Below are 24,767 nucleotides of genomic sequence, written 5' to 3' on the forward strand. Positions count from 1 at the left end.
TGACCGGGGCCTCGAGCCTCATCGCCCCGATGATCCCGCCGAGCATCCCCGCGATCATCTACGCGGTGACCGCCGGGTCTCGGTCGGGGCGCTGTTCATGGCCGGCGTCGTCCCGGCCCTGGTGCTCGTGGCCGCCCTGTGCACCACGGTGTGGTTCCTGACCCGCAAGCAGGAGGAGCTGCGGCTGCCCCGCTCCACCTGGGGCACCCGCGGGCGGACCGCGGTCGCCGCGCTGCCGGCCCTGGGCTCGGCCGTGGTGATCCTCGGCGGGATCCTCAGCGGCGTCTTCACCCCCACGGAGGCCAGCGGCATCGGAGTCATCTACATCCTCGTCCTGGCCCTCGCCTACAAGGCCCTGACATGGCGGAAGATGTACCGCACCCTGCTCACCACCGTGGAGACCTCCGGGTCCGTGCTGCTGATCGTGGCCGCCGCGGCCCTGTTCGGCTGGGTCCTGGCCCGCGAGCAGGCCCCGCAGGTCGCCGCGAACCTCATCCTCGACCTGACCAATCAGCCGATCGTCTTCCTGATCCTGGTCAACGTGCTGCTGCTCATCGTGGGGTGCGTGCTCGAGCCCACCGCCGCGATCCTGATCCTCGTCCCCGTGCTCGCCCCGGTCGCCGAGACCTTCGGGATCGACCCCGTCCACCTGGGCATCATGGTGATCTTCAACCTGCTGATCGGGCTGATCACCCCGCCGGTGGGGCTGGTGCTGTTCGTGCTCTCCAGCGTCACCAAGGCCTCGGTGCCCACGGTGATCAAGGGCATCCTGCCCTTCTTCGCCCCCATGGTGGTCACCCTGCTGGTCATCACCTTCCTGCCCGTGATGACCCTCGGCCTGCCGACCGTCCTCGGCTTCCTCTGAACCTCCACCGCACCTCGTAAGGAACTCACCCATGTCCAGAATCGCCTCCGTCCGCACCACCGACGTCCGCTTCCCCACCTCGCTGGAGCTCGACGGCTCCGACGCCGTCAACGTGGACCCCGACTACTCCGCCGCCTACGTGGAGGTGACCACCGACGAGGGCGAGAGCGGCTACGCCTGGTCTTCGACTGCGGCCGCGGCAACGAGCTGATCACCGCCGCCATGGACAGCTACGGGGAGCTGCTCGTCGGCCGGGACACCGACGAGCTCGTCAACAACCTCGGCGACGCGTCCCGCCGGCTGGTCCACGACTCGCAGCTGCGCTGGCTCGGCCCCGAGAAGGGCGTCTCCCACATGGCCTGCGGCGGCCTGGTCAACGCCCTGTGGGACATCCGCGCCCGCCGCGAGCAGAAGCCGCTGTGGCTGCTCCTGAGCGAGATGTCCTCCGAGGAGCTGATCAGCGCGGTGGACTTCACCCACATCCGCAACGCCCTCACCCCCGAGGACGCCGCCGGGATCCTCGCCCGCGCCCAGGGGGGCAAGGCCGAGCGCATCGCCGAGCTCAAGCAGAACGGCTACCCCGCCTACACCACCACCCCCGGCTGGCTGGGCTACAGCGACGAGAAGCTCGTGCGCCTGTCCAAGGAGGCCGTCGAGGCCGGCTTCGGGATGATCAAGCTCAAGGTGGCCGGCAGCATCGAGGACGACCGCCGCCGCCTGGGCCTGGCCCGGGAGGCCGTGGGCCCGGACGTGCGCATCGCCATCGACGCCAACCAGCGCTGGGAGGAGCAGGAGGCCATCGACTGGGTCAACCAGCTGCAGGACTTCCACCCCTACTGGATCGAGGAGCCGACCAGCACCGACGACATCCTGGCCCACGCCGCCATCCGCAAGGGCGTGCACCCGGTCAAGGTCGCCACCGGCGAGGCCGTGCACAACCGCATCATCTTCAAGCAGCTGCTGCAGGCCGGGGCGATCGACGTCATGCAGATCGACTCCACCCGTGTGGCCGGGGTCAACGAGAACATCGCCAACCTGCTGCTGGCGGCGCAGTTCGACGTCCCGGTCTGCCCGCACGCCGGCGGCGTGGGACTGTGCGAGCTGGTCCAGCACTTCTCCTTCTTCGACTACGCCGCCGTCACCGGCACCACGGAGAACCGGATGATCGAGTTCGTGGACCACCTGCACGAGCACTTCACCGAGCCCGTGGTGGTCGCCGGCGGCCGCTACCAGGCGCCGGTCCAGCCCGGCATCGGGGCGGAGATGCTGCGCTCCTCGGTCGAGCGCTGGACCTTCTCCTCCGGGGCCGGCTGGCAGGACGTCCTCGCCCGCTGAACCCCGCAACCCCATAAGGAGTCACCATGAACACCGCCCTCAGCCCCGCTACGACCGCCGCCGAGGTGGACCGCGCCGCCCGGGCCGCCCACGAGGCGTACCTGATCTCCGCCGCCCAGACCCCGGCCACCCGGGCCTCCTGGCTCACTGCCCTGGCCGAGGCCCTGCGCGCCCACGACGACGAGCTCGTCGGCCTCGCCGCGGAGGAGACCCACCTCGCCGAGCCCCGGCTGCGCGGGGAGCTCAAGCGCAGCGCCTTCCAGCTGGAGCTCTTCGCCGATGAGGTCCGCACCGGGGTGGCCCTGGACGCCGTCGTCGACCACGCCGACCCCGACTGGGGAATGGGCCCGCGCCCGGACATCCGTCGGGTCAACGTGCCCCTGGGCGTGGTGGGCGTCTTCGGCGCCTCCAACTTCCCCTTCGCGTTCAGTGTGATGGGCGGGGACAGTGCCTCGGCCCTGGCCGCCGGGTGCGCGGTGCTGCACAAGATCCACGGCGGGCACCAGCGGCTCGGGCGGCGCACCGCCGAGGTCGTCGTCGAGGCGCTGGCGGAAGCCGGGGCCCCGGAGGGGCTGTTCGCGGTGCTCGAGGGCCGGGAGGCGGCCACCGCGCTGGTGGACCACCCCCTGGTCAAGGCCGTGGGCTTCACCGGCTCCACGGCCGGGGGCCGGGCGCTGTTCGACCGTGCCAGTGCTCGGCCCGAGCCCATTCCCTTCTACGGGGAGCTGGGCAGCATCAACCCGGTGTTCGTGCTGCCGGCGGCGTGGGAGCACCGCGCGGAGGAGATCCTCACCGGCTACGCCGGGTCCTTCACCATGGGCATGGGCCAGTTCTGCACCAAGCCCGGGGTGCTCTTCGTCCCGGACGAGGGCGGAACGGAGCAGATCCGGGCCACCCTGAGCGCGGCCCTGGCCGACGCCCCGCTGGCAAAGCTGCTCACCCCCGGGCTGCGGGAGTCCTTCGGCCAGGCCCGCGACGAGGTCGCGGCGCTGGAGGGCGTGGAGACGCTCGTGCCGGGCTCCGACGACGAAGTGCCCGCCCCGACCGTCCTGGCCGTCGACGCCGAGCAGGTCCGCAAGGACCCCGAGGTGCTGCACCAGGAGATGTTCGGTCCGGCCACGGTGCTGGTGCGCTACCGGGACGCCGCCGAGCTGCCCGCCCTCGCCGAGCTGATGGAGGGCCAGCTCACGGCTACCGTCCACGGCGACGATGAGGACGACAGTGCTGCGCTGGTGGGCACCCTCACCGGCAAGGCCGGCCGGGTGCTGTTCAACGGCTGGCCCACCGGCGTCACCGTCTCCTACGCCCAGCACCACGGCGGGCCGTATCCGGCGACGACGTCGAACACCACCTCGGTGGGCACGGCCGCGATCGGGCGGTTCATGCGTGCGGTGTCCTACCAGGACGCCCCTGACGCCGTGCTGCCGCCAGCCCTGCAGGAGGCCAACCCGTGGGGGATCGTCCGCCGGGTGGACGGCCGGTTCGAGCCCGCCGCCACGGAAGGAGCCCGCCGATGAGCGCCGACACCACTGACGGGACCACCGCTGGGACCACCGGCGTGACCACCGGCGGGCCCCGTCTGGACCCGGCGGGCGTGCTGCCCGCCGACCACGCCCGGGCGCTGCTGGTGGGCCGGGTGTGGGATCCGCAGACCGCCGGTCCGCGCCCGGTGCGGGTGGCCGGGGACCGGCTGGTGGACCTGTTCCCGGTGGTGCGGACGGTCTCGGAGCTTCTCGAGGCCCCCGATCCGGCGGCCGTGCTCGCGGCGGCCGGCACCGGTGCGGCCCGCTCCTGGGACCTGGCCGAGGTGCTGGCCGCGACCGCGGCCGGGTCGGACACCGCGGCCACTCTGCTGGCCCCGGTGGATTTGCAGGCGGTCAAGGCCTGCGGGGTGACCTTCGTGGACTCCATGATCGAGCGCGTCATCGAGGAGCGCTGCGGCGGGGACTTCGCCCAGGCCGAGCGGATCCGCGCACAGGTGCTGGAGGCCCTGGGCGGCAGCCTGGCTGGCCTGCGGCCGGGCTCGGCGCAGGCGGCCCGAGTCAAGGAGGTCCTGATCGCGGCCGGGTTCTGGTCCCAGTACCTGGAGGTGGGCATCGGCCCGGACCCGGAGGTCTTCACCAAGGCCCCGGTGCTCTCGGCCGTGGGCGCCGGGGCTCGCATCGGCATCCCTGCCTTCTCCTCCTGGAACAACCCCGAGCCCGAGCTGGTGCTGGTGGTGGACAGCCGCGGCACCGTGCGCGGGGCCACCCTGGGCAACGACGTGAACCTGCGCGACGTGGAAGGCCGTAGCGCGCTGCTGCTGGGCATGGCCAAGGACAACAACGCCTCGGCGGCCCTCGGCCCGTTCGTGCGGATCTTCGACGAGAGCTACACCCTCGACGACGCCCGCACCGAGACCATCGAGCTCACCGTGCGCGGCACGGACGGCTACGAGCTGCACGGCACCAACAACGTCTCCCGCCTCAGCCGGCCCTTCGAGGAGCTGGTCGGAGCCGCGCACGGGGCCCACCACCAGTACCCGGACGGTTCGTGCTGTTCACCGGCACGCTCTTCGCGCCCACCGAGGACCGCGACGAACCCGGGAAGGGGTTCACCCACCAGCACGGCGACGTCGTGCAGATCGGCAGCCGGCGCCTGGGAACATTGACGAACGTCGTGGCCCCGACCGAGGACTTGCAGCCGTGGACCTTCGGGATCGGGCGCCTCGTGCACTACCTGACCACCCACGGAGCTCGACCCGACGGGATGGCCAGGGACGAACCTCTGCCCGAAGGAACCCGCTCCTCATGACCGAAGCCCCATCCCCCTCTGGCCGGGCGCGCACGGACGTCTACGCCGTCCTGCGCGCCCGGATCCTGGACCTCCAGCTGCCCCCGGACAGCAAGGTCAACATCGACGCCATCGCCCGGGAGCTGGGCGTGTCCCAGACCCCGGTGCGCGAGGCGCTGCACCAGCTGGAGGGCGACAACCTCATCCTCAAGACTCCGGGCAAGGGATACCGCACCACCCCCCTGCTCGGCTTCGACCAGCTGCGGGAGCTGTTCGAGCTGCGCCTGCTCATCGAGCCGTGGGCGGCCCGGGCCGCGGCCGTCAATCGGCTCAGCAACCCCGGCCGCGCCTTGGCGGCGGGCCTGCAGGACTTCGTCGCCGGCACCGCGACCGAGGCCAGCACCCGGCACCTGCTGGTGGCCCACGACATGCAGTTCCACGACCTGATCCTCGGGGCCGGGCACAACGACTTCGCCCACCAGGCGATCCGGGCGACCCACTGCCACCTGCACCTGTTCCGGCTCTACCCGGCGGACTGGTCCGGGGAGCAGACCATCCAGGAGCACGGGGCGATCGTGGAGGCCATCCGCGACTGCGATCCCGACGCGGCGGAGAACGCCATGCACGACCACCTCATGGGCGCCTACCACCGCTTCGCCGGCGCGTTCGCCTCCGAGGACGACCCCGGCCCCCGCCCGGCCACCGACGTGCGGCTCACCTGAGCAGAGGCACGGAACAGGAAGGAACACCCATGAACACCTTCGCCGACCTGCGCGTGGTCGTCACCGGCGGGGCCTCCGGCATCGGCGCCGCCGTCACGTCTCAGCTGCTGGATCGCGGCGCCCGCGTCGCCGTCCTCGACCTCAACGTCGGCGCCCTGCCGGACGGGGCCGTGGGGCTGCGGTGCGACGTGGCCGACCGGTCCTCGGTGCAGTCGGCCGTGGAGGCGGCGGCCGAGGCGCTGGACGGCATCGACGTCGTCGTCAACAACGCCGGTGTCGGGGCGGTGGGCACCATGGCCGACCACGACGACGACGAGTGGTTCCGGGTGCTCGACGTCAACGTGGTCGGCATCGCCCGGGTCTCGGCCGCCGCCCTGCCGCACCTGCGCCGCTCCCGCACCCCGGCGATCGTCAACACCTCCTCGATCGCCGCCACCCACGGACTGCCCGACCGGGCCCTGTACTCGGCGAGCAAGGGCGCGGTCGCGGCCCTGACCCGCGCCATGGCCGCCGACCACCTGCGGGAGGGCATCCGCGTGAACTGCGTCAGCCCGGGGACCGCGGACACCCCCTGGGTCGGCCGGCTGCTGCAGGCCGCCGCGGACCCGGCGGCCGAGCGGAAGGCCCTCGAGGCTCGCCAGCCGCACGGCCGGCTCGTCTCGGCCGATGAGGTCGCCGCCTCCATCCTCTTCCTGGCCGATCCCGCCAACGGCTCCACGACCGGCACCACGCTGCCCGTGGACAGCGGCATGCACGACCTCCTCCTGCGGCCGGCCACCTGACCCCGCCGTCGCCGGGCCGTCCCGCCCGGACACCACCGTCCCCTCGAACCGAAGGACTGTTCATGGAACTGATGAGACTCGGCCCCGCGGGCCGTGAGAAGCCCGCGGTGCGCCACGAGGGCACCGTCTACGACCTCTCCGGGGTCACCGCCGACATCGACGGCGGGTTCCTGGCCGCCGGCGGCATCGCCACGGTGCGCCAGGCGCTGGCGGCCCGTTCCCTGCCGGAGCTGCAGGACGCGCAGTCCCTGCGGGTCGGGCCGCCGGTGGCCCGGCCCGGTGCGGTGGTGTGCGTGGGGCAGAACTACGCCGCCCACGCCGCCGAGACCGGGGACCCGCCCCCCAGCACCCCGATCATCTTCTTCAAGCACCCCAACACCGTGGTGGGGCCCGACGACGACGTCGTGCTGCCGCCGAGGGCCGAGAAGGTGGACTGGGAGGTGGAGCTGGCCGTGGTCATCGGCCGCCGCGCGTCCTACCTGGCCGGCCACGAGGAGGCGCTGGCGTGCATCGCCGGGTACGCGGTGAGCAACGACGTCTCCGAGCGCGACTTCCAGCTCCACCAGTCCGGCGGGCAGTGGTCCAAGGGCAAGTGCTGCCCCACCTTCAACCCGCTCGGCCCGGTGCTCGTGCCGGCCGAGGACCTCGGCGACCCGCAGGACCTTCGGATGTACTCGACCGTCAACGGGGAGGCCCGGCAGGACTCCAGCACCGCGGACATGGTCTTCGGGGTCGCCGAGATCGTCCGGCACCTCTCCCAGTACATGGCCCTGGACCCCGGCGACGTGATCAACACCGGCACCCCGCAGGGCGTGGCGCTGTCCGGGCGCTTCCCCTACCTGCGGGCCGGGGACACCATGACCATCGGCATCGAAGGGCTGGGCGAGCAGCGGCAGACCGTGGTGGGCCACTGACCCTCCGTCATTTCCTGCCCGTCGGGGACTCTCCGGCGCCTCGGGATTAAACTGGTGCCCCCGAAAGGTCTGATCCGAAGGAGCGTGCGTCATGGCCTTCGTCCAGTTGATCGAGTTCAGCACCTCGAAGCCCGAGGAGGTGGAGAAGATCGTCGCGGAGTGGGAGCGCAGCTCCCAGGGGAACAGGACCGCCCGGCGGGTCTTGTCGACCCGGGACCGCGACGACCCGAACCGCTTCACCCACATCGTCCACTTCGACTCCTACGAGTCCGCCATGGAGAACTCCAACCTCCCGGAGACCCAGGACTACGCGAAGAAGCTGACGGAACTCATGGACGGCGACCCCGTCTTCCGCAACCTCGATGTCCTGGAGGACCACAGTCTCTAGACCACAGGCGGAGGGCCCCGGTGCGAACACGGACCGGGGCCCTCCGCTATGCGGTGGAGCGGTGTGGGTCCAGCGACGCCGCAACCCTCGTGCTACCGGGCCGCCACGGTCAGCCCCGTTCCCGCACCCCGCCGGCGCCCGGGGCGGTGTCGCCCAGGACGACCAGGCTGCGCCGCAGCGTGTGCACCCAGCCGTCCCCGCCGAGGTCGCGCAGCGGCACCCGGTCCTCGGCGGGAATGGCCAGGCGCCCGATCAGCGTGTACACCGACAGCACCGCGGCTGCGGCCAGCATCAGGAACAGGTCCGTCATCATGGTTGGCTCCTTGCCTGTCGTGCGCCGGTCCGATCCGGCCCACCCTCACACTGACAAGCCTGGTCGCTCGGACCTCCCCTCACGAGTGGCAGAAATGCCTCTCTCCGGTCATTTCCTGCCAAATGTGCCAGTGCCTCGCTCCGGAGCCGGCAGGGGCATTGTCTGGGCCCCGGCCGCGATGATCACGGAGCACCTCGGCCGCGTCATCGCGGCCAAGAGCGTGCTCAGGCGGTGCTCACGAGGCGGTCGCGAAGCGGCGGCGGTACTGCTGCGGGCTGAGCCGGCGGATCCGGGTGAAATGGTGGCGCAGCGTGGCGGCGTTGCCGAAGCCCACGTCCGCGGCGATGCGCTCGACCGGCAGGTCGGTCTCCTCGAGGAGCTGCTCGGCCCGGTGCAGGCGCCGGGCGGTGATCCAGGCGTGCGGCGTGGTGCCGGTCTCGTCGCGGAACCGGCGGGCGAAGGTGCGCGGGGACATGGCCGCGCGCCGGGCGAGGGCGTCGACGTCGAGCGGTTCGTTCAGGTGCCCCACGATCCAGGTCAGCAGCGGGTCCAGCGTCTCGGCCCGCTGCTCGGGCACCGGGTCCTTGATGAACTGCGCCTGCCCGCCCTGGCGCTGCGGCGGCACGACCATGCGCCGGGCCACGGTGTTGGCGGCCGCCGAGCCGAACTCCTGGCGCCACAGATGCAGGCAGGCGTCCAGGCCTGCCGCGGTGCCGGCGCTGGTGAGGATGGTGCCGTCCTCCACGTAGAGGACCTCGGGCACCACCTGGGCGGCCGGGAACCGCTCGGCCAGCTCCGCGGTGTGCATCCAGTGCGTGGTGCAGCGGCGGCCGTCGAGCAGCCCGGCGGCCCCCAGCACGAAGGCGCCCGAGCAGATGGACAGGATCCGGGCGCCGCGGTCGTGGGCCGCGTGCAGTGCGCGGACCACCTCGGCCGGAACGTCCCGGTTCCGCGAGATGGCCGGCAGGACCACGAGATCCGCCTCGGCCACCCGGTCGAGCCCGTGCTGAACGGCCACGTCGAAGCCGGCGATCGTGCGGACCGGCCGCCCGTCCGGGCTGCACACGGCGAAGTCCATGACCGGCAGCCCGTCCCCGGAGCGGTCGATCGCCCAGGCCTCGCAGGCCACCCCGAGCTCGAAGGGGGAGACCTCGTCGAACACGATGACGGCCACGTTGCTGATCATGGGTCCATGCTCCCACGGAACTGGCAGGGAATCGACGGAAGTCAGGAAAGTGCCATCCTCGGCAAGGCGTCGGCGTCCGGGCCGGTGCGGGCCCGGACGCCGCGTCCGACGGCGGAGGACGTCCGGGAGCCGGTCACCGCGGTCCTGTCCTGAGCGACGGACGGCCCGGCCGCTACCCGATCGGCGTCGGCGGCCGCTCCCCGCCGAGCACGGCGAGCACGTTGTCGGCGGCGAGCACCGCCATCGCGGTGCGCGTCTCCACGGTGGCGGAGCCCAGGTGCGGCACCAGCACCACGTTGTCGAGCTCCAGCAGCTCGGGATGCACCTGGGGCTCGTGCTCGTAGACGTCCAGTCCCGCACCTGCAATCCGGCCCTCGCGCAACGCGGACGCGAGCGCCGCCTCGTCGACGATCGGTCCGCGCGCGGTGTTGACGAGGTACGCGGTGTCCTTCATCGCCGCCAGCTGCTCGGCGCCAATCAAATGGCGCGTGGCGGGCCCGTAGGGGCAGTGCAGCGACACGACGTCGGAGACGGCCAGTAGCTCGTCGAGCTCGACCCGCCGGGCGCCCAGCTCGGCGGCGATCGTCGGATCGATCTCGCTGCGGGACTGGTAGACGATCTCCATGCCGAAGGCCCTGGCCCGGCGCGCGGTCGCCTGGCCGATGCCGCCCATGCCGACGACGCCGAGGATCTTGCCCTGCAGGCTACTGCCGAGCAGGAAGAACATGCCCCACTTCCAGTCCTGGCCGGAGCGGATGAGTCGTTCCCCCTCGCCGAGCCGGCGGGTCGCCATGAGGATGAGGCCCAGCGCGATGTCGGCGGTGGCCTCCGTGAGCACCCCGGGGGTGTTGGTGGCCACGACGCCGCGCTCGGTGCAGGCCGGGACGTCGATGTTGTCGTAGCCGACGGCGACGTTCGCGACCACCTTCAGCTGCGGACCGGCGGCGTCGAGAAGCTCCGCGTCGACGCGTTCGGTCAGCAGACTCACGACGGCATCGGCGCCGGCCACGCGGCGCAGGAGCTCCTCGCGGTCGATCGACTGCGGGCCCGGCCAGGCGTCGACCTCGTGCGCGGCGCGAAGCTTCTCGATGGCGGCGTCGGGCACCCGTCCCGTGACGACGACCCGGCTCATGCCGACTCGATCCACTGGCACAGGCGGCCGAGGCCGTCGCGGATGTCGGCGACGTCGATGCCCGAGTAGGCCAGCCGGATGTACTGCTGTTCCTCACCCGGCAGGCGCCGGCCGAAGTGCTCCCGCGTGCAGAAGGAGACGCCGGTCTCGTGCAGCGCCGCCGTGGCGAAGTCGCCGACCGCCGTGTACCCCATGCGCTCCATGGCGGCGGTGACGTCCGGGAACAGGTAGAAGGTCGACTGCGGCACGGCAACGTGCATGCCGGGAGTGGCGTTCACGAGCTCGCAGGCGGCGTCCCGGCGCTCGCGCAGGACGTCGAGCATCTGCTGCACGGGTTCCTGGGGGCCGCGGAGCGCTTCGATGCCGGCCCACTGCACGTAGTGCGTGGTGCAGGACTCGTCGTTGGTGTTGAGGGTGCTGAGCACCTTGGCGATCTCGGGCGGTGCGACGGCGCAGCCGAGGCGCGAGCCGGTCATGGCGAACTTCTTGCTGAACGTGTAGAGGATGACGGTGCGCTCGGCCATGCCGGGCAGCGAGGCGATCGAGCTCGAGACCCCCTCGTAGCGCGTCTCGAAGTAGGCCTCGTCGGAGAGCACCCAGAGGTTGTGCTCCTGGGCCAGCTGCGCGATGGCCTCGCGCTCGGCCGCCGTCGACTCGGCCGAGATGGGGTTCTGCAGGTCGTTGTAGATGATGGCGACCGTGTTCGGGGTGATCGAGGCGCGCACCTGGTCGAGGTCGATCGCGAAGCCGCTCTCCGTGGGGAGGTAGCGGTACGGCACGGCCGTGCCGCCGAGGTACTCGATCTGCGACTCGTAGATCGGGAAGCCGGGGTTCGGGTAGAGCACCTCCTGGCCGGGGTTCATGACCGCCTGCAGGAACTTCGTGATGACGGGCTTGCCGCCGGTCATCACGACGATGTTCTCGGGGGTGAGGTCGATGCCGCGGCGCGAGCCGAGGTCCTCCGCGAGGGCCTCCCGCAGCTGGGGGATGCCGGGGCCGGGGCAGTAACCCGTGTAGCCGTCGGCGATGGCCCGGTTCATGGCCTCGATGATGTGCGGGGCCGTCGGGATGTTGATGTCGCCGAGGTGGAAGGGGTACACGCGGTTCCCCTGCGCCTTCCAGGCGGCCGCGGCCTGGGCGACGCTGAAGGCGGTTTCGGTGCCCAGCCGGTCGAGCCGGTGCGCGAGTTCTCGCATGCTGTTCCACTCCTCGTCGAGTTGGCGGTCGATCCGTGGGCGGATCCACCCTGAGCATACGACTCATATATCAGGCTGGGAAGAGTGATTCGAGATTGAAGCTCTCCAGGGAGGCGGCGAGCGCACCTCGACCTCCGGCCGATCATGCCTAAGGCATAAGGGGCGGCCGGCTCGTCGATGCCGGTCTGCCCACAGCAAGCCCGCCTGGCAGAGACAGCGTTGCAGGTGGCCCCGACCCTCTGCGCCATTTCAGTGTCGAAAAGGCTCGCCGGCATGAAGTACGATCCGTGCCCGCTGTATCGGCTCCAATGTGTGGGTGACGACCGCCGTCATGTGCCATCTGTTCGTTGACGATCGTTAGCGGCCTGTTGCATGCATAGGAAACAGAGGCTTCGTGCGCGGCTGACAGTGGCGAAGGGTCGCCTTCTGCGCACATGTGTTCCGGTGCGTCGGAGGACGCAGTTCACGTTGGCCGTCACGGGGTGTCTGTGATGGAAGCGGATCGGTCAGCCAAGGACTCCTTCTGTCGACCGGAGCGAAGTCCTCACGCGACCAGGGTGTAATGTTCAACGCACTTTCCGGGAAGTCCTCGCTCCTGTGGGGAACGAACATGCTTCCAGGGCTCGACGGAAAACCTCCGGGCGGATGACGGCAAGCAGCAGAAGGCAGGAACCATGGCACCTCAGGAATCACCTCGAGTGGGGCGGGTGCCCGGCCTCAGTGGTCGGCTGGAGGCACCTACACTCGTCGCCCTGGCAGCCAGTGCCATCCGCAAGAAAATTCTCGCCGGAGAGCTTCAGCCGGGAGAGCGGCTGCTGGAGGAGCCCCTCACGGCAGAACTGGACGTGAGTCGCGCGCCCTTGCGCGAAGCGCTCCGGATACTGGAGAGCGAAGGACTCGTGGTGACCCGCCCGCGCAGGGGGAGTTTCGTGGCGACGCTCACCGACGAAGACGTCTATGAGATCATGACGCTGCGCTCGGCCCTGGAGCGGATGGCGTTCGAGCTCGGCCTTCCGGTCAAGGACGCGGCTCTGCTGGAGCCCGCACGGGCAGCCCTCGAGGAGATGGTCCGCTGCGCCCAGGAACAGGACCGCGGAGCATTGGTGCTGGCCGGGTACGCCTTCCACTCCGCCCTGATACGGATTGCGAAGCACCGGCGCCTGGAGGAGATCTATGCTTCACTCCAGCAGCAACTGCTGGTGTGCATGTCGCGAAATCTGGTCGTCCGGGAACGGTTCTACGAAGACCTCGACGAGCATGTGGCCAGGCACCGGCGCTTGCTCGAACTCGTCGAGGCCGGGGATGCAGACGCGGCTCTTGCCGAGCTCGCCGTCCACGGGGAACACTCGTTCCGACACGTCACCCCCCTGGAGGAGAACCGGGCCTAGAGTGCGCTGACCGAGCCGCGGGCGACGTCCGTGCTGGCTGGAAGTTCCTCGCGGCCTGCAACTCAGTCACGTCTCCGGGGAAGCGGAGCCGATCGCTGACCACCCGCTCGCGGCAATCTGCGCCCGGTCCGTGGCACTGATCACGGCGGGACACCGCGCTGGCCCCCGCCCCCGATGCCCACGCATTCGAAACGACGAAGGAGCTCCCCATGTCACACACGCCCCACATCATCACCGTCGCCGGCCGCACTCCCAGCCTCGCCGAGGATGCCTGGGTGGCGCCCACCGCCACCGTCGTCGGCGACGTCACGATCGGTCCGCAGTCAGGGGTCTTCTACGGGGCCGTTCTGCGCGCGGACATGGAGAGCATCACCGTCGGACGGGGAAGCAACGTCCAGGATGCCGCTGTCCTTCACGCCGACCCCGGCTACCCGGCACGCATTGGGGACCACGTGAGCATCGGCCACGGCGCAGTCCTCCACGGGTGCACGGTCGAAGACGGTTCGCTCATCGGCATGAACGCCACCGTGCTGAACGGCGCTGTCATAGGTGCCGGTTCCCTCGTGGCGGCCAATGCCTTGGTGCTCGAAGGAACGGTCGTCCCACCCCGGTCCCTGGTGGCCGGCATCCCCGCCAAGGTGCGTCGCGAGCTCACGGAGCACGAGGTGGAGCACTGCCGCACCAATGCCACCACGTACGAAGGCCTCATCCAGCAGCACAGCTCAGCATCCTGAACCCTTAGGGCACGCCACCCTGTCGGTGTCGCCGTTCCTCCGCGGCGGGGCAGCGGATCGAGGCCAACGCCGGTGGCAGACCCTGTCACACTCACGGCCGGTCGGCCGCGGGCTGTCGGCGCGTCCGGCCCGAAGCGCCCGTCTCCCGGACGCGACAGTTGCCCGGCGGATGTGCACGAGCGCGACAATTCTCCCTGGTACCGTCCTGAGCCCCCAGAGGGGCTCGGGCTCCGAGGGGTGGGCTGGGAAGGGGGCCTCTATGGTCTTCGTCAAGAGGCCAGGCCCACCGGTGGAACGGTCCGGGGCTCGGTGGGGTCTTGGTAGAGGGTTCTGTCCCTGAGCATCGCGAAGAGCACGTCGATCCGGCGGCGGGCCAGGGCGATGATCGCCTGGTTGTGGCGTTTGCCCTGGGCGCGTTTCCGGTCGTAGTACGCCTGTGAGGGCGGGTGGTTGAACGAGGCGAAGGCCGAGAGGAACAGCGCCCGTTCGAGATTCTTGTTCCCGCCCTTCGGGGCGTGCTCGCCGCAGATCGTGGTCCCCCCGAACGGCGGGTGACCGGGGCGACCCCGGCATACGAAGCCAGGTGCCCGGCGTCGGCGAAGTCCTTGCCGACGGCCTCGGCGGTGGTCAGGACGTCCCGAGCATCGGTCTTGGCCGTGCCCGGGTGCATGTCTGCGATCCGGCGCACGGCCAGCCCCGGCAGGTATGCCACGACGACTGCCTCCATTGCTTGGGCCACGGCCACGGGAAGCGCCCCGATGGTGGCCGGCTGGTCCACGACCATCAGCATCGGCCCATGCCCGGCGGCCAGCCCTTCGAGGATGGCCGGCAGCCGGGCCTCGTCGTTGGGCAGGGCTTTGCCGTAGACCGTCTTCCCGACCGGCCGGAGGGTGGTCACGCCTGGCGTCAACGGGGCAGGCGATGCTCTCTTCGAGCGCGATCCGGTAATGCGGCGTGCAGATCTTCCCCTCGAGCCGTAGCCCGTATACGGTATACAATATTCGGATGTAATCCAGCTCACATCGCGCGCATGCGAGTGGCGTGAGCTCACCCACTGAGGAGGTATGGGATGAACGGAACAATGCCGGCTCCGCTGGCCGGAGTGACCGTCCTGGAGGTTGGGGTGTTCATGGCCGCCCCCTTCGCCACCATGCAACTGGCTGACCTCGGCGCCCGTGTCATCAAGATCGAAAACCCGGACGGCGGGGAGCAGACCCGTGCCACCGGCCCGCTGATCAATGGTGAGAGCTCGCCGTTCGCACGCTTGAACCGCAACAAGGAGTCCGTGACTCTCAACCTGAAGTCCCCCGAGGGCAACGCCGCGTTCAAGAAGCTCGCGCGGACAGCGGATGTGGTCGTCGAGAACCTGCGCCCTGGGGCCATGCGGCGCCTGGGGCTTTCCTACGAGGACCTCAAGGACGCGAACCCGGGACTCGTCTACGCCTCTGCCTCGGGATGGGGTCAGGACGGCCCGCTCGCCCACCTGCCCGGCCTGGACATCATGGCCCAAGCCCGCAGCGGGCTCATGAGCATCACCGGTTATTCCGACCGCCCTCCGGTCAAGATCGGCGTGCCGATCTGCGACCTCACCACTGCTCTCTACGTCGCCCTGGCGATCACCTCGGCGCTCTACGAACGGCGCACCTCCGGCGAGGGTCAGTACATCGATGTGTCCCTTCTGGAATCCGGGGTCTCATATGCCGTGTGGGAGGCGGGAGCCTACTTCGCCGAAGGGTCCGTCGGAGGCCGTCACGGCTCGGCGCACCAGAATCAGGCTCCGTACCAGGCTGTCGTCAGCAAGGACGGATTCGTCACCGTTGGGGCCAACACCCCGCGCAACTGGGTGGCGTTCTGCGAAGCTCTCGACCTGAAGGAGCTCTTGAGCGATCCACGCTACGTCGGTACCTATGACAGGTTGCAGAACCGGATTCCGCTCATCGAGTCGATCGAGCGCCGGACCGCGGAACTGACGACGGACGAGATCGTCGACATCCTCAATGCGGCCGGGGTGCCGGTCGCTCCGATCCTCGACTTCGGAGAGGTCTTCAACGACGAGCACCTGCAGGCGCGAGAATACTTTTGGGACGGCGATCACCCGTCCATGGGCAAAGTGCGCCAGCTCGGATCGCCCATGCGGTTCTCTCGCACACCGACCGTCCGGCGCGCCGCAGGGCCGGTTCTGGGTTCGAGCAACCGGGAGGTACTGGCCGCCGCGGGCTACGAGGGTGAAGAGCTGGAAGCCCTGGCCGGGGACGGCCGAGCCGTCGCACAGGCAGGAGACCACTCATGACCGAGGATCTGCTCGTCGACAAGACCGGGGCCGTCCTGACGGTGACCTTCAACCGGCCCGGACAGCGCAACGCCATGACCTGGGAGATGTACCAAAGGCTTCAGCAGGCGTGCGAGCAGGCGGACACCGACTCCGACGTCCGGGTCATGGTGCTCCGCGGAGCAGGCGGGGAAGCTTTCGTCGCAGGCACTGACATCGCTCAGTTCACCGAGTTCGACGGCGACCAGGGCATCGAATACGAACGCCGGATCGGTGAGATCCTCAATCGGCTCGCGGCGGTGCACGTCCCCGTCGTCGCAGCCATCGAAGGCTATTGCATCGGCGGTGGGCTGGGCATCGCTGCGGTGGCAGATGTCCGCATCTCCAACACCTCGGCGAAGTTCGGTGTGCCGATCGCCCGAACCCTGGGGAACTGCTTGTCGATGAGCACCCTTTCAGTACTGACGCAGCTGCTGGGGCGATCGCGCACCATCGACCTGTTGCTGACCGCTCGTCTGATGCCGGCCGACGAAGCAGTTCGATGCGGTTTCGTCACAGCTTCGACGGATGAGCTGGACGAGGAACTCGACAAGCTCACCAGCCGCCTGGTGGCCCATGCGCCGCTGACGATGTGGGCCGCCAAGGAAGGCATGCGCCGACTGCACGCAGGGAGCGTGCACGACGACGACGACATCGTGCGCAGGGTGTACGGCAGCGAGGACTTCGCCGGCGCGGTGCAGGCCTTCCTGAAAAAGGAGAAGGCGACCTGGGTCGGCCGCTGAGCGGTGAGTGCCGGGTGTGGTCACCGTTGCGGGAAGTGCGGACCGGCAAGTTGGCCCGACACCGCTCTCACGGCACCACCGTCTCATCCTTGGGTGGGATGCCGGGTAGCCGGGTGGGGCCCTGCATGGCACACCGATGGCCTCGGTGACCGAGAAACGGTCGTGAGCACGGTGCCGTGAGTTGCCGGATCATGTCCGCCGCCCTGACCGCAGTTCTCGGAGAGCTCTGATGCAACCGCCCAGGACGGTGTGGGCATCGTTCTCCGCGCCCGAGACGTCCAACCCTTCGTTCAGGTGGTGCCGGCGACCACCGGGGTGACGGTCCTCCACGTCCTTGTGCCGGTCCCGACGCAGGAACGAGGTCGGGCAGTTCGGTGTGCGTCGATGCCCTCGGCGCCGAGGGCAGTGGTCCGGCCGGAGAGCCGATGCCCGAGTAGGTGACGTTCATGAAGACGCTGCCGTTCACCCGGCAGTGACGGACTTTCGAGAGCAGTACGCATTGACGGTGTGGAGAGGATGCAATGAGCGGCAAGATCGTGGTCACTGATCACATTTTCGGCAGCACGACCCGGGAGCAGGCCCTGGCCGAACGACTCGGTCTCGAGTTCTCCGAGCATCAGTGCCAGACCGAGGCGGAGACGGTCGAGGCGGTGGCGGGTGCCAGCGTCGTGCTCGTGAACTTCGCGCCGATGACCCGTCGTGTGCTCGAGGCTCTCGAGGCGGGAACGACGGTCGTCCGATACGGCATCGGCTACGACAACGTGGACGTCGCGGCCGCGAGAGAACTCGGCATCCTGGTCTGCAATGTGCCGGACTACGGCGCCGACACCGTCGCCGACCACACCGTCGCGAGCCTGCTCGCCCTTCTGCGCAAACTGAGTCTTTTCGACCGGGCTGTCCGCGAGCGTGGCTGGTTGGACCCTGGTGCTCTGGGCCCATTGCCCGGGTTCGCCGACACCACGATCGGTCTCGTCGGCACCGGCCGCATCGGCCGCGCTGTTGCGGCACGGCTGCAACCTTTCGGGTTCAGGATCGTCGCCCATGACCCTTTCGTCGAGCCGGCGCACCTGGCGGCCATCGGGATCGAATCCGTGGAGCTCGACGAGCTGCTGGCCGCGGCTCACGCCGTGTCGCTGCATGCGCCTCTGACCGCGGAGAACCGGCACCTCATCGGTCAGGAGGCGCTGGAGCGCATGCGCCCGGGAGCCGTGCTGGTGAACACCTCGCGCGGAGGGCTGGTGGATCCGTCTGCCTGGTGACCCATCTGCGCAACGGCAAGCTGGCTGGGGCGGCTCTGGACGTCTTCGAACCGGAGCCGCTGCCGCTCGAGGCAGAGCTGCGGCATTTCGACAACGTTCTGCTGACCCCCCATGCCGCGTTCTTCTCGGATGCGTCGCTGGCGAATCTGCAGCGGTTGGCGACAGAAGAAGCCGCCCGTGCTCTTGGCGGCGAGCCGCTCCGCTGTCAGGTGGCCTGACCCCGCTCAGGCAGCTGCGTCGACCGTTCCTGGGCGGGAGCTTTCCGAAAGCGCGGACATGGACGTCGCCAGCAGCCGTTCCACCGACACGGGCATGGCCGCAGCGTCTGCGCTCCGGTCCCGGTGGTCGGCGTTTGGGGCCCGTGGGGCCGGTCAGGGTGGTCTCGGAGAAGGCCCGAGTAATCCATTGTCTTCAAGTGTGACCCATGGCACACTCAGTCAGAGATCCAATAGGATCGGCAATATACGGAACAGCGGTTGGAGAAATATGCCGACAGAAAACCGTCCCGCAGCACGTCCCCGGCTGGCCTTGGTCCCGGGAGACCCGTCGGGCATCGGCCCGGAGCTCGCTGCAAAGCTGATCGCCAATCCAGCCAATCTGGCAGCGGCCGATGTCTACGTCCTCGCCGGTGAGGCCGAGCTCCGGGCCATCGCCGATGAGGCCGGGGTGTCGCTGTCCCTGGCTGAGCAACCGAGCTCGGAGGCGGCCGCTGCGGTGGGGAGCCGTTTCTCGGACCGCGAGGTACCGCGGGGCCGGGTCAGCCGAGAGGCCGGCGAACGAGCTCTGGCCGACTTGACGGACGCTCTGGCGATGTACCAGCGCGGTGAGGTGGACGGCATCGTCTTCACTCCCTTGAACAAGTCGGCCCTGCACCTGGCCGGCATGCACGAGGAGGACGAGCTCCGATGGTTCGCCAAGTCCCTGGAGTACTCCGGGACGACCTCGGAGCTGAACTTCGTACCGGGGCTGACGACCTCACGTGTGACGTCCCATGTGGCGATCAAGGAAGTCGCCGATCTCATCAATGCGCAGAGCGTCGTCGAGTCGATCAGGTTGCTGCATTCAGTCGTTCAGGGCACCGGAGTGGAAAGTCCACGCTTGGCGGTGTGCGCCTTGAACCCCCATGCCGGGGAGAACGGGCAGTTCGGGCGGGAGGAGATCGAGCACATCCGCCCTGGCATCGCGCTGGCGCAATCGGAGGGCATTGATGCCAGCGGGCCGTACCCCTGCGACACCGTGTTCATCCGCGCCTCGGACGGGCAGTTCGACGGTGTGGTGACGATGTATCACGACCAGGGCCAGGCCGCCCAAACCGCCGAGGGCGGCCCGCCGTGCGGCGGTGCCGCGGCCGGGGAGTGGGCCGCCCGGCCGGAGGGGATGATCGATGAGCCTGCGGATGGACCTGACCGCCCGGGCGGTGGCCGTGCGCGCCCGCCTCAGCCCGTTCCGGGAGGTGGACCAGCTGCGGGGCCGGCCCTATCCGGAGCCCGCGGCGGTGCCGAAGGACCTGCGGCGCTCGCACGAGCTCACCCGCGAGGAGGTGGGCGGGCGCCCGGTGCTGCGCCTGACCCCGCGCGACGGCGCGGACGGGTCCCACCTGATCTACCTGCACGGCGGGGCGTTCGTGAACCCGCTGCTGCCGGCGCACTGGTGGATCATCCGCGAGGTCGTCAAGGGCACGGGCACCACGGTCACGGTGCCCCTCTACCGGCTCGCCCCGGAGGGCTGCGCGGACGAGGGCTACGAGTTCCTCGGCGCGGCCTGGGCCGACCTGGTGGCCCGGCCCGCCGTGGACCGGATCGTCGTGGCGGGGGACTCCGCCGGCGGGTGCCTGGCGATCGGGCTGGCCATGCTGCTGCGCGACACCGGGCTGCGGGCGCCCGACCACGTCGTCGGCTTCTCCCCGGCCCTGGACGTCACCGCGAGCCACCCGGCCGTGCGCGAGATCGACCCGCACGACCCGATGCTGAGCACGGACGAGGTCGTCCCGCTGTGCCAGGCCTGGGCCGGGGACCGCTCGCTGACCGACCCCCTGGTCAGCCCCGTCCACGGGGACGTGGAGGGCCTGCCCCCGGTGCACCTGGTGCAGGGCGGGCGGGACATCCTCGCGGCCGACGCCCTCGGCTTCGCCCGGGCCCTGCAGCGCGCCGGCAACCCCGGGCGGCTGCTCTACGAGCCCGGCGCCTTCCACGTCTACGTGGGCGCGTGGTGGACCCCCGAGGCCCAGCGGGCCATCCGGCACGTCCGCTCGCTGCTCTGAACGCCCCGCTCCGGACCCTTCCTGCCGCCCGTCCCACAGCCCGTCCCGCCGGTCCGGCCCGGGCCGGTGCGGTAGTCTGCCGGTCATGTCGCAGATCCGTCAGGCCCGCCCGGAGGACGTGCCCGCCATCCTCGGGATGGTGCGGGACCTGGCCGTGTACGAGCGCGAGCCCGACGCCGTGCGGATGACCGAGCAGCAGCTGGCGCAGGCGCTGTTCGGGGAGCACCCGGCGGTCTTCGCCCACGTCGCGGAGGACGAGGGCCGCCTGCAGGGCTTCGCCCTGTGGTTCCGCACCTTCTCCACCTGGGAGGGCGTGCACGGCATCCACCTTGAGGACCTCTACGTGCGCCCCGAGGCCCGCGGCGCCGGCCACGGCAAGGCACTGCTGCAGGCCCTGGCCCGGCACGCCGTGGCGCAGGGCTGGGCCCGGGTCGAGTGGAGCGTGCTGAACTGGAACGAGCCGTCGATCGGCTTCTACCGCAGCCTCGGCGCGCTGCCCCAGGACGAGTGGTCCGTCTTCCGGCTCACCGGGGACGCCCTGCACCGGGTCGGCGCCGCGCGGGAGCACCAGCCCGGCCGCGCCTGAGCGCCCCTGACGTCTCCCCGGGGCGCTGCGGTCGGACCCGGTGTCCGCACCCCGCTGCGTGCCGGTGCGGTTCCGGCCCCGCCCCGTCGGCCGGAATAGCCCATGGCCGCCTGGCGTTCCCTGATCAGTGATACGTCAACGAACGGGGGGTGCTGTGCAGAAGGTCGTGGTCGTCGGGGCCGGGCAGGCGGGACTGTCCGCGGCCCACCACCTGCGCCGCCGCGGGCTGGTGCCCGAGGAGGACTTCGTGGTCCTCGACGCCAATCCCGGGCCCGGGGGAGCGTGGCGGCACCGCTGGCCCTCGCTGACCTTCGGCGGGGCCCACGGCATCCACGACCTGCCGGGGATGCCCCTCGGGGTCCCCGATCCGGCCGAGCCCGCCTCCGCCGTGGTCACCCGCTACTACGGCGAGTACGAGCGCCGCTTCGAGCTGCCCGTGCACCGTCCCGTGGCCGTGCGCCGGGTGGAGTCCGTCTCCGAAGGCGGGCCGCTCGACGTGGTCACGGACACCGGGACCTGGCGGACGCGGCTGCTGATCAACGGCACCGGCACGTGGGACCGCCCGCACTGGCCGTACTACCCCGGCCGGGAGCGCTTCCGGGGGCGGCAGCTGCACACCCACGACTTCCGCTCCGCGCAGGAGTTCCGCGGCCGGCACGTCGTGGTCGTGGGCGGGGGCACCTCCGCCGTGCAGTTCCTGCTGCAGCTGGACGCCGCCGGCGCCACGACCACGTGGGTCACCCGCCGCCCGCCGCAGTTCACACCGCGCCCCTTCGACGCCGAGTGGGGCCGGGACGTGGAGCGCCGGGTCGACGAGCGGACCCGGGCGGGGCTGCCCACGGAGAGCGTGGTCTCGGCCACCGGCCTGCCCCTCACCCCGCAGTACCGGGCCGGGATCGAGGCCGGGGTCCTGGTCTCGGCCGGTCCGCTGCGGGAGCTCACCGCCGAAGGGGTCCGCCTGGCCGGCGGTCGGGAGATCCGCGCCGACGCGATCCTGTGGGCCACCGGCTTCCGGCCCGCCCTCGACCACCTCGCCCCGCTCGGGCTGCGCGAGCCGGGCGGGGGGATCCGGACGGACGGGGTGCGGGTGCTGGCCGACCCGCGCGTGCTGCTCGTCGGCTACGGGGCCTCCGCCTCGACCCTCGGCGCCACCCGGGCGGGACGGGCGGCCGCCCGGGAGGCCGTACGGCTGCTGGGCGCGGGGACCTCCGGGCCCCGGGAACTCGCGTCCACCGTCCGCACCTGATCCATCCCGCGCCCCTGATCCGTCCCACGCAGGAGGAACCGTCATGGTCCGCATCGGCATCATCCTCGGCAGCACCCGCCCCCAGCGCAACGGGGAGGCCGTGGCGCAGTGGGTGCTCACCCACGCCGCCCACCGCGACGACGCGCACTTCGAGCTCCTCGACCTGCGCGAGCACGACCTGCCGCACCTGGACGAGCCCGTGCCGCCCTCGGCGGGCCGGTACCAGCACGAGCACACGCGACGGTGGGCCGCCACGATCGACGGCTTCGACGGCTTCGTCGTCGTCACTCCCGAGTACAACCACGGTGCCCCCGGGGTGCTGAAGAACGCCTTCGACCACCTCTACGCCGAGTGGAACAACAAGGCCGTGGCCTTCGTCTCCTACGGCTCCGCCGGCGGGGTGCGCGCCGTGGAGCAGCTGCGGCAGGTCGCCGGGGAGCTCCAGCTGGCGGACGTGCGCCAGCAGGTCGCGCTGTCCCTGCGCACCGACTTCGAGCACTACAGCACCTTCGCCCCGGCGGAGCACCACCTGCGCGCGCTGTCCACGATGCTGGACCAGGTGATCGCCTGGTCCACGGCGCTCGCGCCGCTGCGCGCCCCGGCCGACGGCGCCGGATGAGCGCGGCGTGGTCGTAGGCTGAGCACATCCAGCCGTCCCGACGAAGGAGCACCCGTGAGCGACCAGCCGACTTCCAGCCCCGACCCGATCGAGGACGCGGCCAAGATCGACGACGCCGACATGACCACCGAGATGACCCCGGTGCCGCACGAGCACGGCGACGCCAAGAACGAGGACTCCGACCCGGAGGACTGAGACCGCACGACTCGAACCGCACGACCGGTGCCGTACGGCACCCCGCCCGTGCGGCCGCACGGGGACGCCCCCGGGGAGCAGCTGCTCCCCGGGGGCGTCCCCGTGTCCGCCGGCGGGCTTCGGCAGGAGTCCGGGCCAGCTCGCCACGACGTGCCGGGCGCAACACGCCGCCCGGCCCTCGGATCGACAGGATGCTTGACACCGTGACGGCCGCCACGCACAGTGAGGGTGGGGTGGGAGCGCTCCCACGAACTGGGCGCCCCGCCGAATCGGCCCGCTGCCGCTCCTCGTGGCGACCGGATGCCACCTCGTTCCCGGACCCGTGCAAGGAGCAGTCACAGGATGAGCACCACACCGCTGTCGTTCCCCGACCACTTCGTCTGGGGCGCGGCCACCGCCGCCTACCAGATCGAGGGCGCCGCCCATGAGGGCGGCCGGGAGGACTCCATCTGGGACGTCTTCGCCCGCGTCCCCGGAGCCGTGGCCGACGCCCACAACGGGGACGTCGCCTGCGACCACTACCACCGGTCCGCGGAGGACGTGGCCCTGATGCAGGAGCTGAACCTGCAGGCCTACCGCTTCTCGACGTCGTGGGCCCGGTGCGTGCCGGACGGCGTCACGCCCAACCCCGAGGGCATCGCGTTCTACTCCCGCCTGGTCGACCAGCTCCTCGAGGCGGGGATCCAGCCGTGGCTGACTCTCTACCACTGGGACCTCCCGCAGGCGCTGGAGGACCGGGGCGGCTGGACGAACCGGGAGACCGCCCACCGGTTCGCCGAGTACGCGGCCGTCATGCACGAGGCCCTCGGGGACCGCGTGCGGATCTGGACCACCCTCAACGAGCCGTGGTGCTCGGCCTTCCTGGGCTACGCGGCCGGCGTGCACGCCCCGGGCCGGCAGGAGCCCCGGGCCGCGCTCGCCGCGGCGCACCACCTGCTGCTCGGGCACGGCCTGGCCGTGCAGGAGCTGCGGCGGCGCGATCCGGAGGCCACCCTGGGGATCACCCTGAACCTCACGGTGCCCGATCCCCTGGACCCCGCCAGCGCCGCGGACCGTGACGCGGCCCGCCGCATCGACGGGCAGTTCAACCGCATCTTCCTGGACCCCCTGTTCCGGGGGGAGTACCCGGCCGACGTGCTCGAGGACGTGCACCACCTGGGCCTGGCCGACCACGTGCAGGAAGGTGACCTCACCGTCATCGCCGCACCGCTCGACGTGCTGGGCATCAACTACTACCACGGGGAGGCCGTGACCACGGCCGCGCCGGACGCCCCCTCCGCGCCGGAGGGCCACGCTCCGCTGAGCCGTCCCGTCTCCTCCCCGTACGTCGCCGCCGACCGCGTGCAGTCCGTGCCGCGGGGCCTGCCGGTCACCGGGATGGGCTGGGAGGTGCAGCCCGAGGGGCTGCGCCGGCTGCTGAACCGGGTGCAGGAGGAGTACACCGGCCCGGCCGGGATCCCCGTGTTCATCACGGAGAACGGCGCGGCCTACGACGACGCCCCCGACGCCTCGGGGTTCGTGGACGACCAGGACCGGCTGCACTTCTTCGACGCCCACCTGCGGGCCGTCAAGGACGCCATCGACGACGGCGTGGACGTGCGCGGCTACCTCGCGTGGTCCCTCATGGACAACTTCGAGTGGGCGTGGGGCTATCACCAGCGGTTCGGCCTGGTCCGGGTGGACTACGGGACCCAGCGCCGCACCCCCAAGGCCAGCGCCCGGTGGTACGCCGCCGTGGCCGCGGCCAACGCGCTTCCGGCGTCCCCCTCGCAGGAGCCCGGACCGCTCGAGGGCGCCGCATCGCCCGGTCGGTGAGCGCGGAGC

General features: G+C 70.8%; 20 protein-coding genes and 5 pseudogenes. 20 read left to right on the plus strand and 5 right to left on the minus strand.

What is annotated here, in order from left to right:
* From BJF77_RS04515 to BJF77_RS04550, 8 genes and pseudogenes are all read left to right on the plus strand, one after another.
* A partial coding sequence (locus BJF77_RS04515) for a TRAP transporter large permease (RefSeq protein ID WP_255396134.1) occupies nucleotides 1-865 on the plus strand: 865 nt, incomplete at its 5' end.
* 31 nt (nucleotides 866-896) lie between these two features.
* Nucleotides 897-2,200 (plus strand): annotated as a pseudogene (locus BJF77_RS04520) (enolase C-terminal domain-like protein).
* A gap of 26 nt (nucleotides 2,201-2,226) precedes the next feature.
* Nucleotides 2,227-3,717, plus strand: a complete 1,491-nt coding sequence (locus BJF77_RS04525; protein ID WP_075871390.1) for an aldehyde dehydrogenase (NADP(+)) — start codon at nucleotides 2,227-2,229, stop codon at nucleotides 3,715-3,717.
* A gap of 41 nt (nucleotides 3,718-3,758) precedes the next feature.
* Nucleotides 3,759-4,993, plus strand: a pseudogene (locus BJF77_RS04530) (fumarylacetoacetate hydrolase family protein).
* Nucleotides 4,990-5,694, plus strand: a complete 705-nt coding sequence (locus BJF77_RS04535) for a GntR family transcriptional regulator (protein WP_075871391.1) — start codon at nucleotides 4,990-4,992, stop codon at nucleotides 5,692-5,694. The pseudogene BJF77_RS04530 and the gene BJF77_RS04535 overlap by 4 nt, the downstream one beginning before the upstream one ends.
* 29 nt (nucleotides 5,695-5,723) lie before the next feature.
* Nucleotides 5,724-6,476 (plus strand): SDR family NAD(P)-dependent oxidoreductase, encoded by a 753-nt coding sequence (locus tag BJF77_RS04540; RefSeq protein ID WP_075871392.1) that lies wholly within the window; start codon nucleotides 5,724-5,726, stop codon nucleotides 6,474-6,476.
* A gap of 62 nt (nucleotides 6,477-6,538) precedes the next feature.
* The gene (locus BJF77_RS04545) at nucleotides 6,539-7,390 is read left to right on the plus strand and encodes a fumarylacetoacetate hydrolase family protein (RefSeq protein ID WP_075871393.1); all 852 of its coding nucleotides are present in this window, start codon (nucleotides 6,539-6,541) and stop codon (nucleotides 7,388-7,390) included.
* 91 nt (nucleotides 7,391-7,481) lie between these two features.
* Entirely contained in the window at nucleotides 7,482-7,778 is a 297-nt protein-coding gene (locus BJF77_RS04550; protein WP_075871394.1) for a hypothetical protein, read from the plus strand.
* A gap of 109 nt (nucleotides 7,779-7,887) precedes the next feature.
* On the opposite strand, the gene BJF77_RS04555 is transcribed toward BJF77_RS04550, so the two are convergent.
* From BJF77_RS04555 to BJF77_RS04570, 4 genes are all read right to left on the minus strand, one after another.
* Nucleotides 7,888-8,091, minus strand: a complete 204-nt coding sequence (locus BJF77_RS04555) for a hypothetical protein (protein ID WP_075871395.1) — start codon at nucleotides 8,089-8,091, stop codon at nucleotides 7,888-7,890.
* A gap of 235 nt (nucleotides 8,092-8,326) precedes the next feature.
* Nucleotides 8,327-9,277, minus strand: coding sequence for a helix-turn-helix domain-containing protein (locus tag BJF77_RS04560; RefSeq protein ID WP_075871396.1), 951 nt, complete (start codon nucleotides 9,275-9,277; stop codon nucleotides 8,327-8,329).
* Nucleotides 9,278-9,449: 172 nt separating this feature from the next.
* Entirely contained in the window at nucleotides 9,450-10,409 is a 960-nt protein-coding gene (locus tag BJF77_RS04565; protein WP_075871397.1) for a D-glycerate dehydrogenase, read from the minus strand.
* Nucleotides 10,406-11,605 carry a pyridoxal phosphate-dependent aminotransferase gene (locus BJF77_RS04570; RefSeq protein ID WP_075871398.1) on the minus strand — a complete coding sequence of 400 codons (1,200 nt, stop codon included), beginning with the start codon at nucleotides 11,603-11,605 and terminating at the stop codon, nucleotides 10,406-10,408. Before BJF77_RS04570 ends, BJF77_RS04565 begins: the two co-directional genes overlap by 4 nt.
* A gap of 707 nt (nucleotides 11,606-12,312) precedes the next feature.
* Here BJF77_RS04570 and BJF77_RS04575 point away from each other — a divergent pair.
* Together BJF77_RS04575 and BJF77_RS04580 are read left to right on the plus strand one after the other, a co-directional pair.
* Nucleotides 12,313-12,993, plus strand: coding sequence for a GntR family transcriptional regulator (locus BJF77_RS04575; RefSeq protein ID WP_222844959.1), 681 nt, complete (start codon nucleotides 12,313-12,315; stop codon nucleotides 12,991-12,993).
* Between the two features lie 209 nt (nucleotides 12,994-13,202).
* A complete protein-coding gene (locus tag BJF77_RS04580) occupies nucleotides 13,203-13,727 on the plus strand; it encodes a gamma carbonic anhydrase family protein (protein WP_075871400.1) in 525 nt (174 codons plus the stop codon).
* 269 nt (nucleotides 13,728-13,996) lie between these two features.
* Here BJF77_RS04580 and BJF77_RS04585 read toward each other — a convergent pair.
* Nucleotides 13,997-14,637, minus strand: a pseudogene (locus BJF77_RS04585) (transposase).
* Between the two features lie 159 nt (nucleotides 14,638-14,796).
* On the opposite strand from BJF77_RS04585, the gene BJF77_RS04590 reads away from it, so the two are divergent.
* The 10 genes and pseudogenes from BJF77_RS04590 (at nucleotide 14,797) to BJF77_RS04630 (ending at nucleotide 24,758) form a co-directional block, all read left to right on the plus strand.
* The gene (locus tag BJF77_RS04590; RefSeq protein WP_075871402.1) at nucleotides 14,797-16,017 is read left to right on the plus strand and encodes a CaiB/BaiF CoA-transferase family protein; all 1,221 of its coding nucleotides are present in this window, start codon (nucleotides 14,797-14,799) and stop codon (nucleotides 16,015-16,017) included.
* Nucleotides 16,014-16,778 (plus strand): enoyl-CoA hydratase, encoded by a 765-nt coding sequence (locus BJF77_RS04595; RefSeq protein WP_075871403.1) that lies wholly within the window; start codon nucleotides 16,014-16,016, stop codon nucleotides 16,776-16,778. Before BJF77_RS04590 ends, BJF77_RS04595 begins: the two co-directional genes overlap by 4 nt.
* A gap of 521 nt (nucleotides 16,779-17,299) precedes the next feature.
* A pseudogene (locus BJF77_RS04600) lies at nucleotides 17,300-18,255 on the plus strand (C-terminal binding protein).
* Between the two features lie 268 nt (nucleotides 18,256-18,523).
* Nucleotides 18,524-19,333 (plus strand): annotated as a pseudogene (locus BJF77_RS22495) (4-hydroxythreonine-4-phosphate dehydrogenase PdxA); the annotation flags it as partial.
* A gap of 100 nt (nucleotides 19,334-19,433) precedes the next feature.
* Nucleotides 19,434-20,297 carry an alpha/beta hydrolase gene (locus BJF77_RS04610; RefSeq protein ID WP_075871404.1) on the plus strand — a complete coding sequence of 288 codons (864 nt, stop codon included), beginning with the start codon at nucleotides 19,434-19,436 and terminating at the stop codon, nucleotides 20,295-20,297.
* Nucleotides 20,298-20,382: 85 nt separating this feature from the next.
* The gene (locus tag BJF77_RS04615) at nucleotides 20,383-20,883 is read left to right on the plus strand and encodes a GNAT family N-acetyltransferase (protein WP_047803789.1); all 501 of its coding nucleotides are present in this window, start codon (nucleotides 20,383-20,385) and stop codon (nucleotides 20,881-20,883) included.
* 154 nt (nucleotides 20,884-21,037) lie between these two features.
* Nucleotides 21,038-22,129: an NAD(P)-binding domain-containing protein gene (locus BJF77_RS04620; RefSeq protein WP_075871405.1), complete on the plus strand. Its 1,092-nt coding sequence runs from the start codon at nucleotides 21,038-21,040 to the stop codon at nucleotides 22,127-22,129.
* 43 nt (nucleotides 22,130-22,172) lie between these two features.
* On the plus strand, nucleotides 22,173-22,748 hold the full coding sequence (locus BJF77_RS04625) for an NADPH-dependent FMN reductase (RefSeq protein WP_075871406.1): 576 nt from the start codon (nucleotides 22,173-22,175) through the stop codon (nucleotides 22,746-22,748).
* 54 nt (nucleotides 22,749-22,802) lie between these two features.
* A complete protein-coding gene (locus tag BJF77_RS20450; protein WP_158041181.1) occupies nucleotides 22,803-22,943 on the plus strand; it encodes a hypothetical protein in 141 nt (46 codons plus the stop codon).
* 342 nt (nucleotides 22,944-23,285) lie between these two features.
* On the plus strand, nucleotides 23,286-24,758 hold the full coding sequence (locus tag BJF77_RS04630) for a GH1 family beta-glucosidase (protein WP_075871407.1): 1,473 nt from the start codon (nucleotides 23,286-23,288) through the stop codon (nucleotides 24,756-24,758).
* Nucleotides 24,759-24,767 lie beyond the last annotated feature (9 nt).

Origin of the sequence: Kocuria sp. CNJ-770, from assembly GCF_001942375.1 — a bacterium.
GTDB lineage: Bacteria > Actinomycetota > Actinomycetes > Actinomycetales > Micrococcaceae > Kocuria > Kocuria oceani.

Coding starts and splice junctions, on each gene's coding strand:
- BJF77_RS04525 (WP_075871390.1), top strand. CDS start 2,227: ATGAACACCGCCCTCAGCCCCGCTACGACCGCCGCCGAGGTGGACCGC.
- BJF77_RS04535 (WP_075871391.1), top strand. CDS start 4,990: ATGACCGAAGCCCCATCCCCCTCTGGCCGGGCGCGCACGGACGTCTAC.
- BJF77_RS04540 (WP_075871392.1), top strand. CDS start 5,724: ATGAACACCTTCGCCGACCTGCGCGTGGTCGTCACCGGCGGGGCCTCC.
- BJF77_RS04545 (WP_075871393.1), top strand. CDS start 6,539: ATGGAACTGATGAGACTCGGCCCCGCGGGCCGTGAGAAGCCCGCGGTG.
- BJF77_RS04550 (WP_075871394.1), top strand. CDS start 7,482: ATGGCCTTCGTCCAGTTGATCGAGTTCAGCACCTCGAAGCCCGAGGAG.
- BJF77_RS04555 (WP_075871395.1), bottom strand. CDS start 8,091: ATGATGACGGACCTGTTCCTGATGCTGGCCGCAGCCGCGGTGCTGTCG.
- BJF77_RS04560 (WP_075871396.1), bottom strand. CDS start 9,277: ATGATCAGCAACGTGGCCGTCATCGTGTTCGACGAGGTCTCCCCCTTC.
- BJF77_RS04565 (WP_075871397.1), bottom strand. CDS start 10,409: ATGAGCCGGGTCGTCGTCACGGGACGGGTGCCCGACGCCGCCATCGAG.
- BJF77_RS04570 (WP_075871398.1), bottom strand. CDS start 11,605: ATGCGAGAACTCGCGCACCGGCTCGACCGGCTGGGCACCGAAACCGCC.
- BJF77_RS04580 (WP_075871400.1), top strand. CDS start 13,203: ATGTCACACACGCCCCACATCATCACCGTCGCCGGCCGCACTCCCAGC.
- BJF77_RS04590 (WP_075871402.1), top strand. CDS start 14,797: ATGAACGGAACAATGCCGGCTCCGCTGGCCGGAGTGACCGTCCTGGAG.
- BJF77_RS04595 (WP_075871403.1), top strand. CDS start 16,014: ATGACCGAGGATCTGCTCGTCGACAAGACCGGGGCCGTCCTGACGGTG.
- BJF77_RS04610 (WP_075871404.1), top strand. CDS start 19,434: ATGGACCTGACCGCCCGGGCGGTGGCCGTGCGCGCCCGCCTCAGCCCG.
- BJF77_RS04615 (WP_047803789.1), top strand. CDS start 20,383: ATGTCGCAGATCCGTCAGGCCCGCCCGGAGGACGTGCCCGCCATCCTC.
- BJF77_RS04625 (WP_075871406.1), top strand. CDS start 22,173: ATGGTCCGCATCGGCATCATCCTCGGCAGCACCCGCCCCCAGCGCAAC.
- BJF77_RS04630 (WP_075871407.1), top strand. CDS start 23,286: ATGAGCACCACACCGCTGTCGTTCCCCGACCACTTCGTCTGGGGCGCG.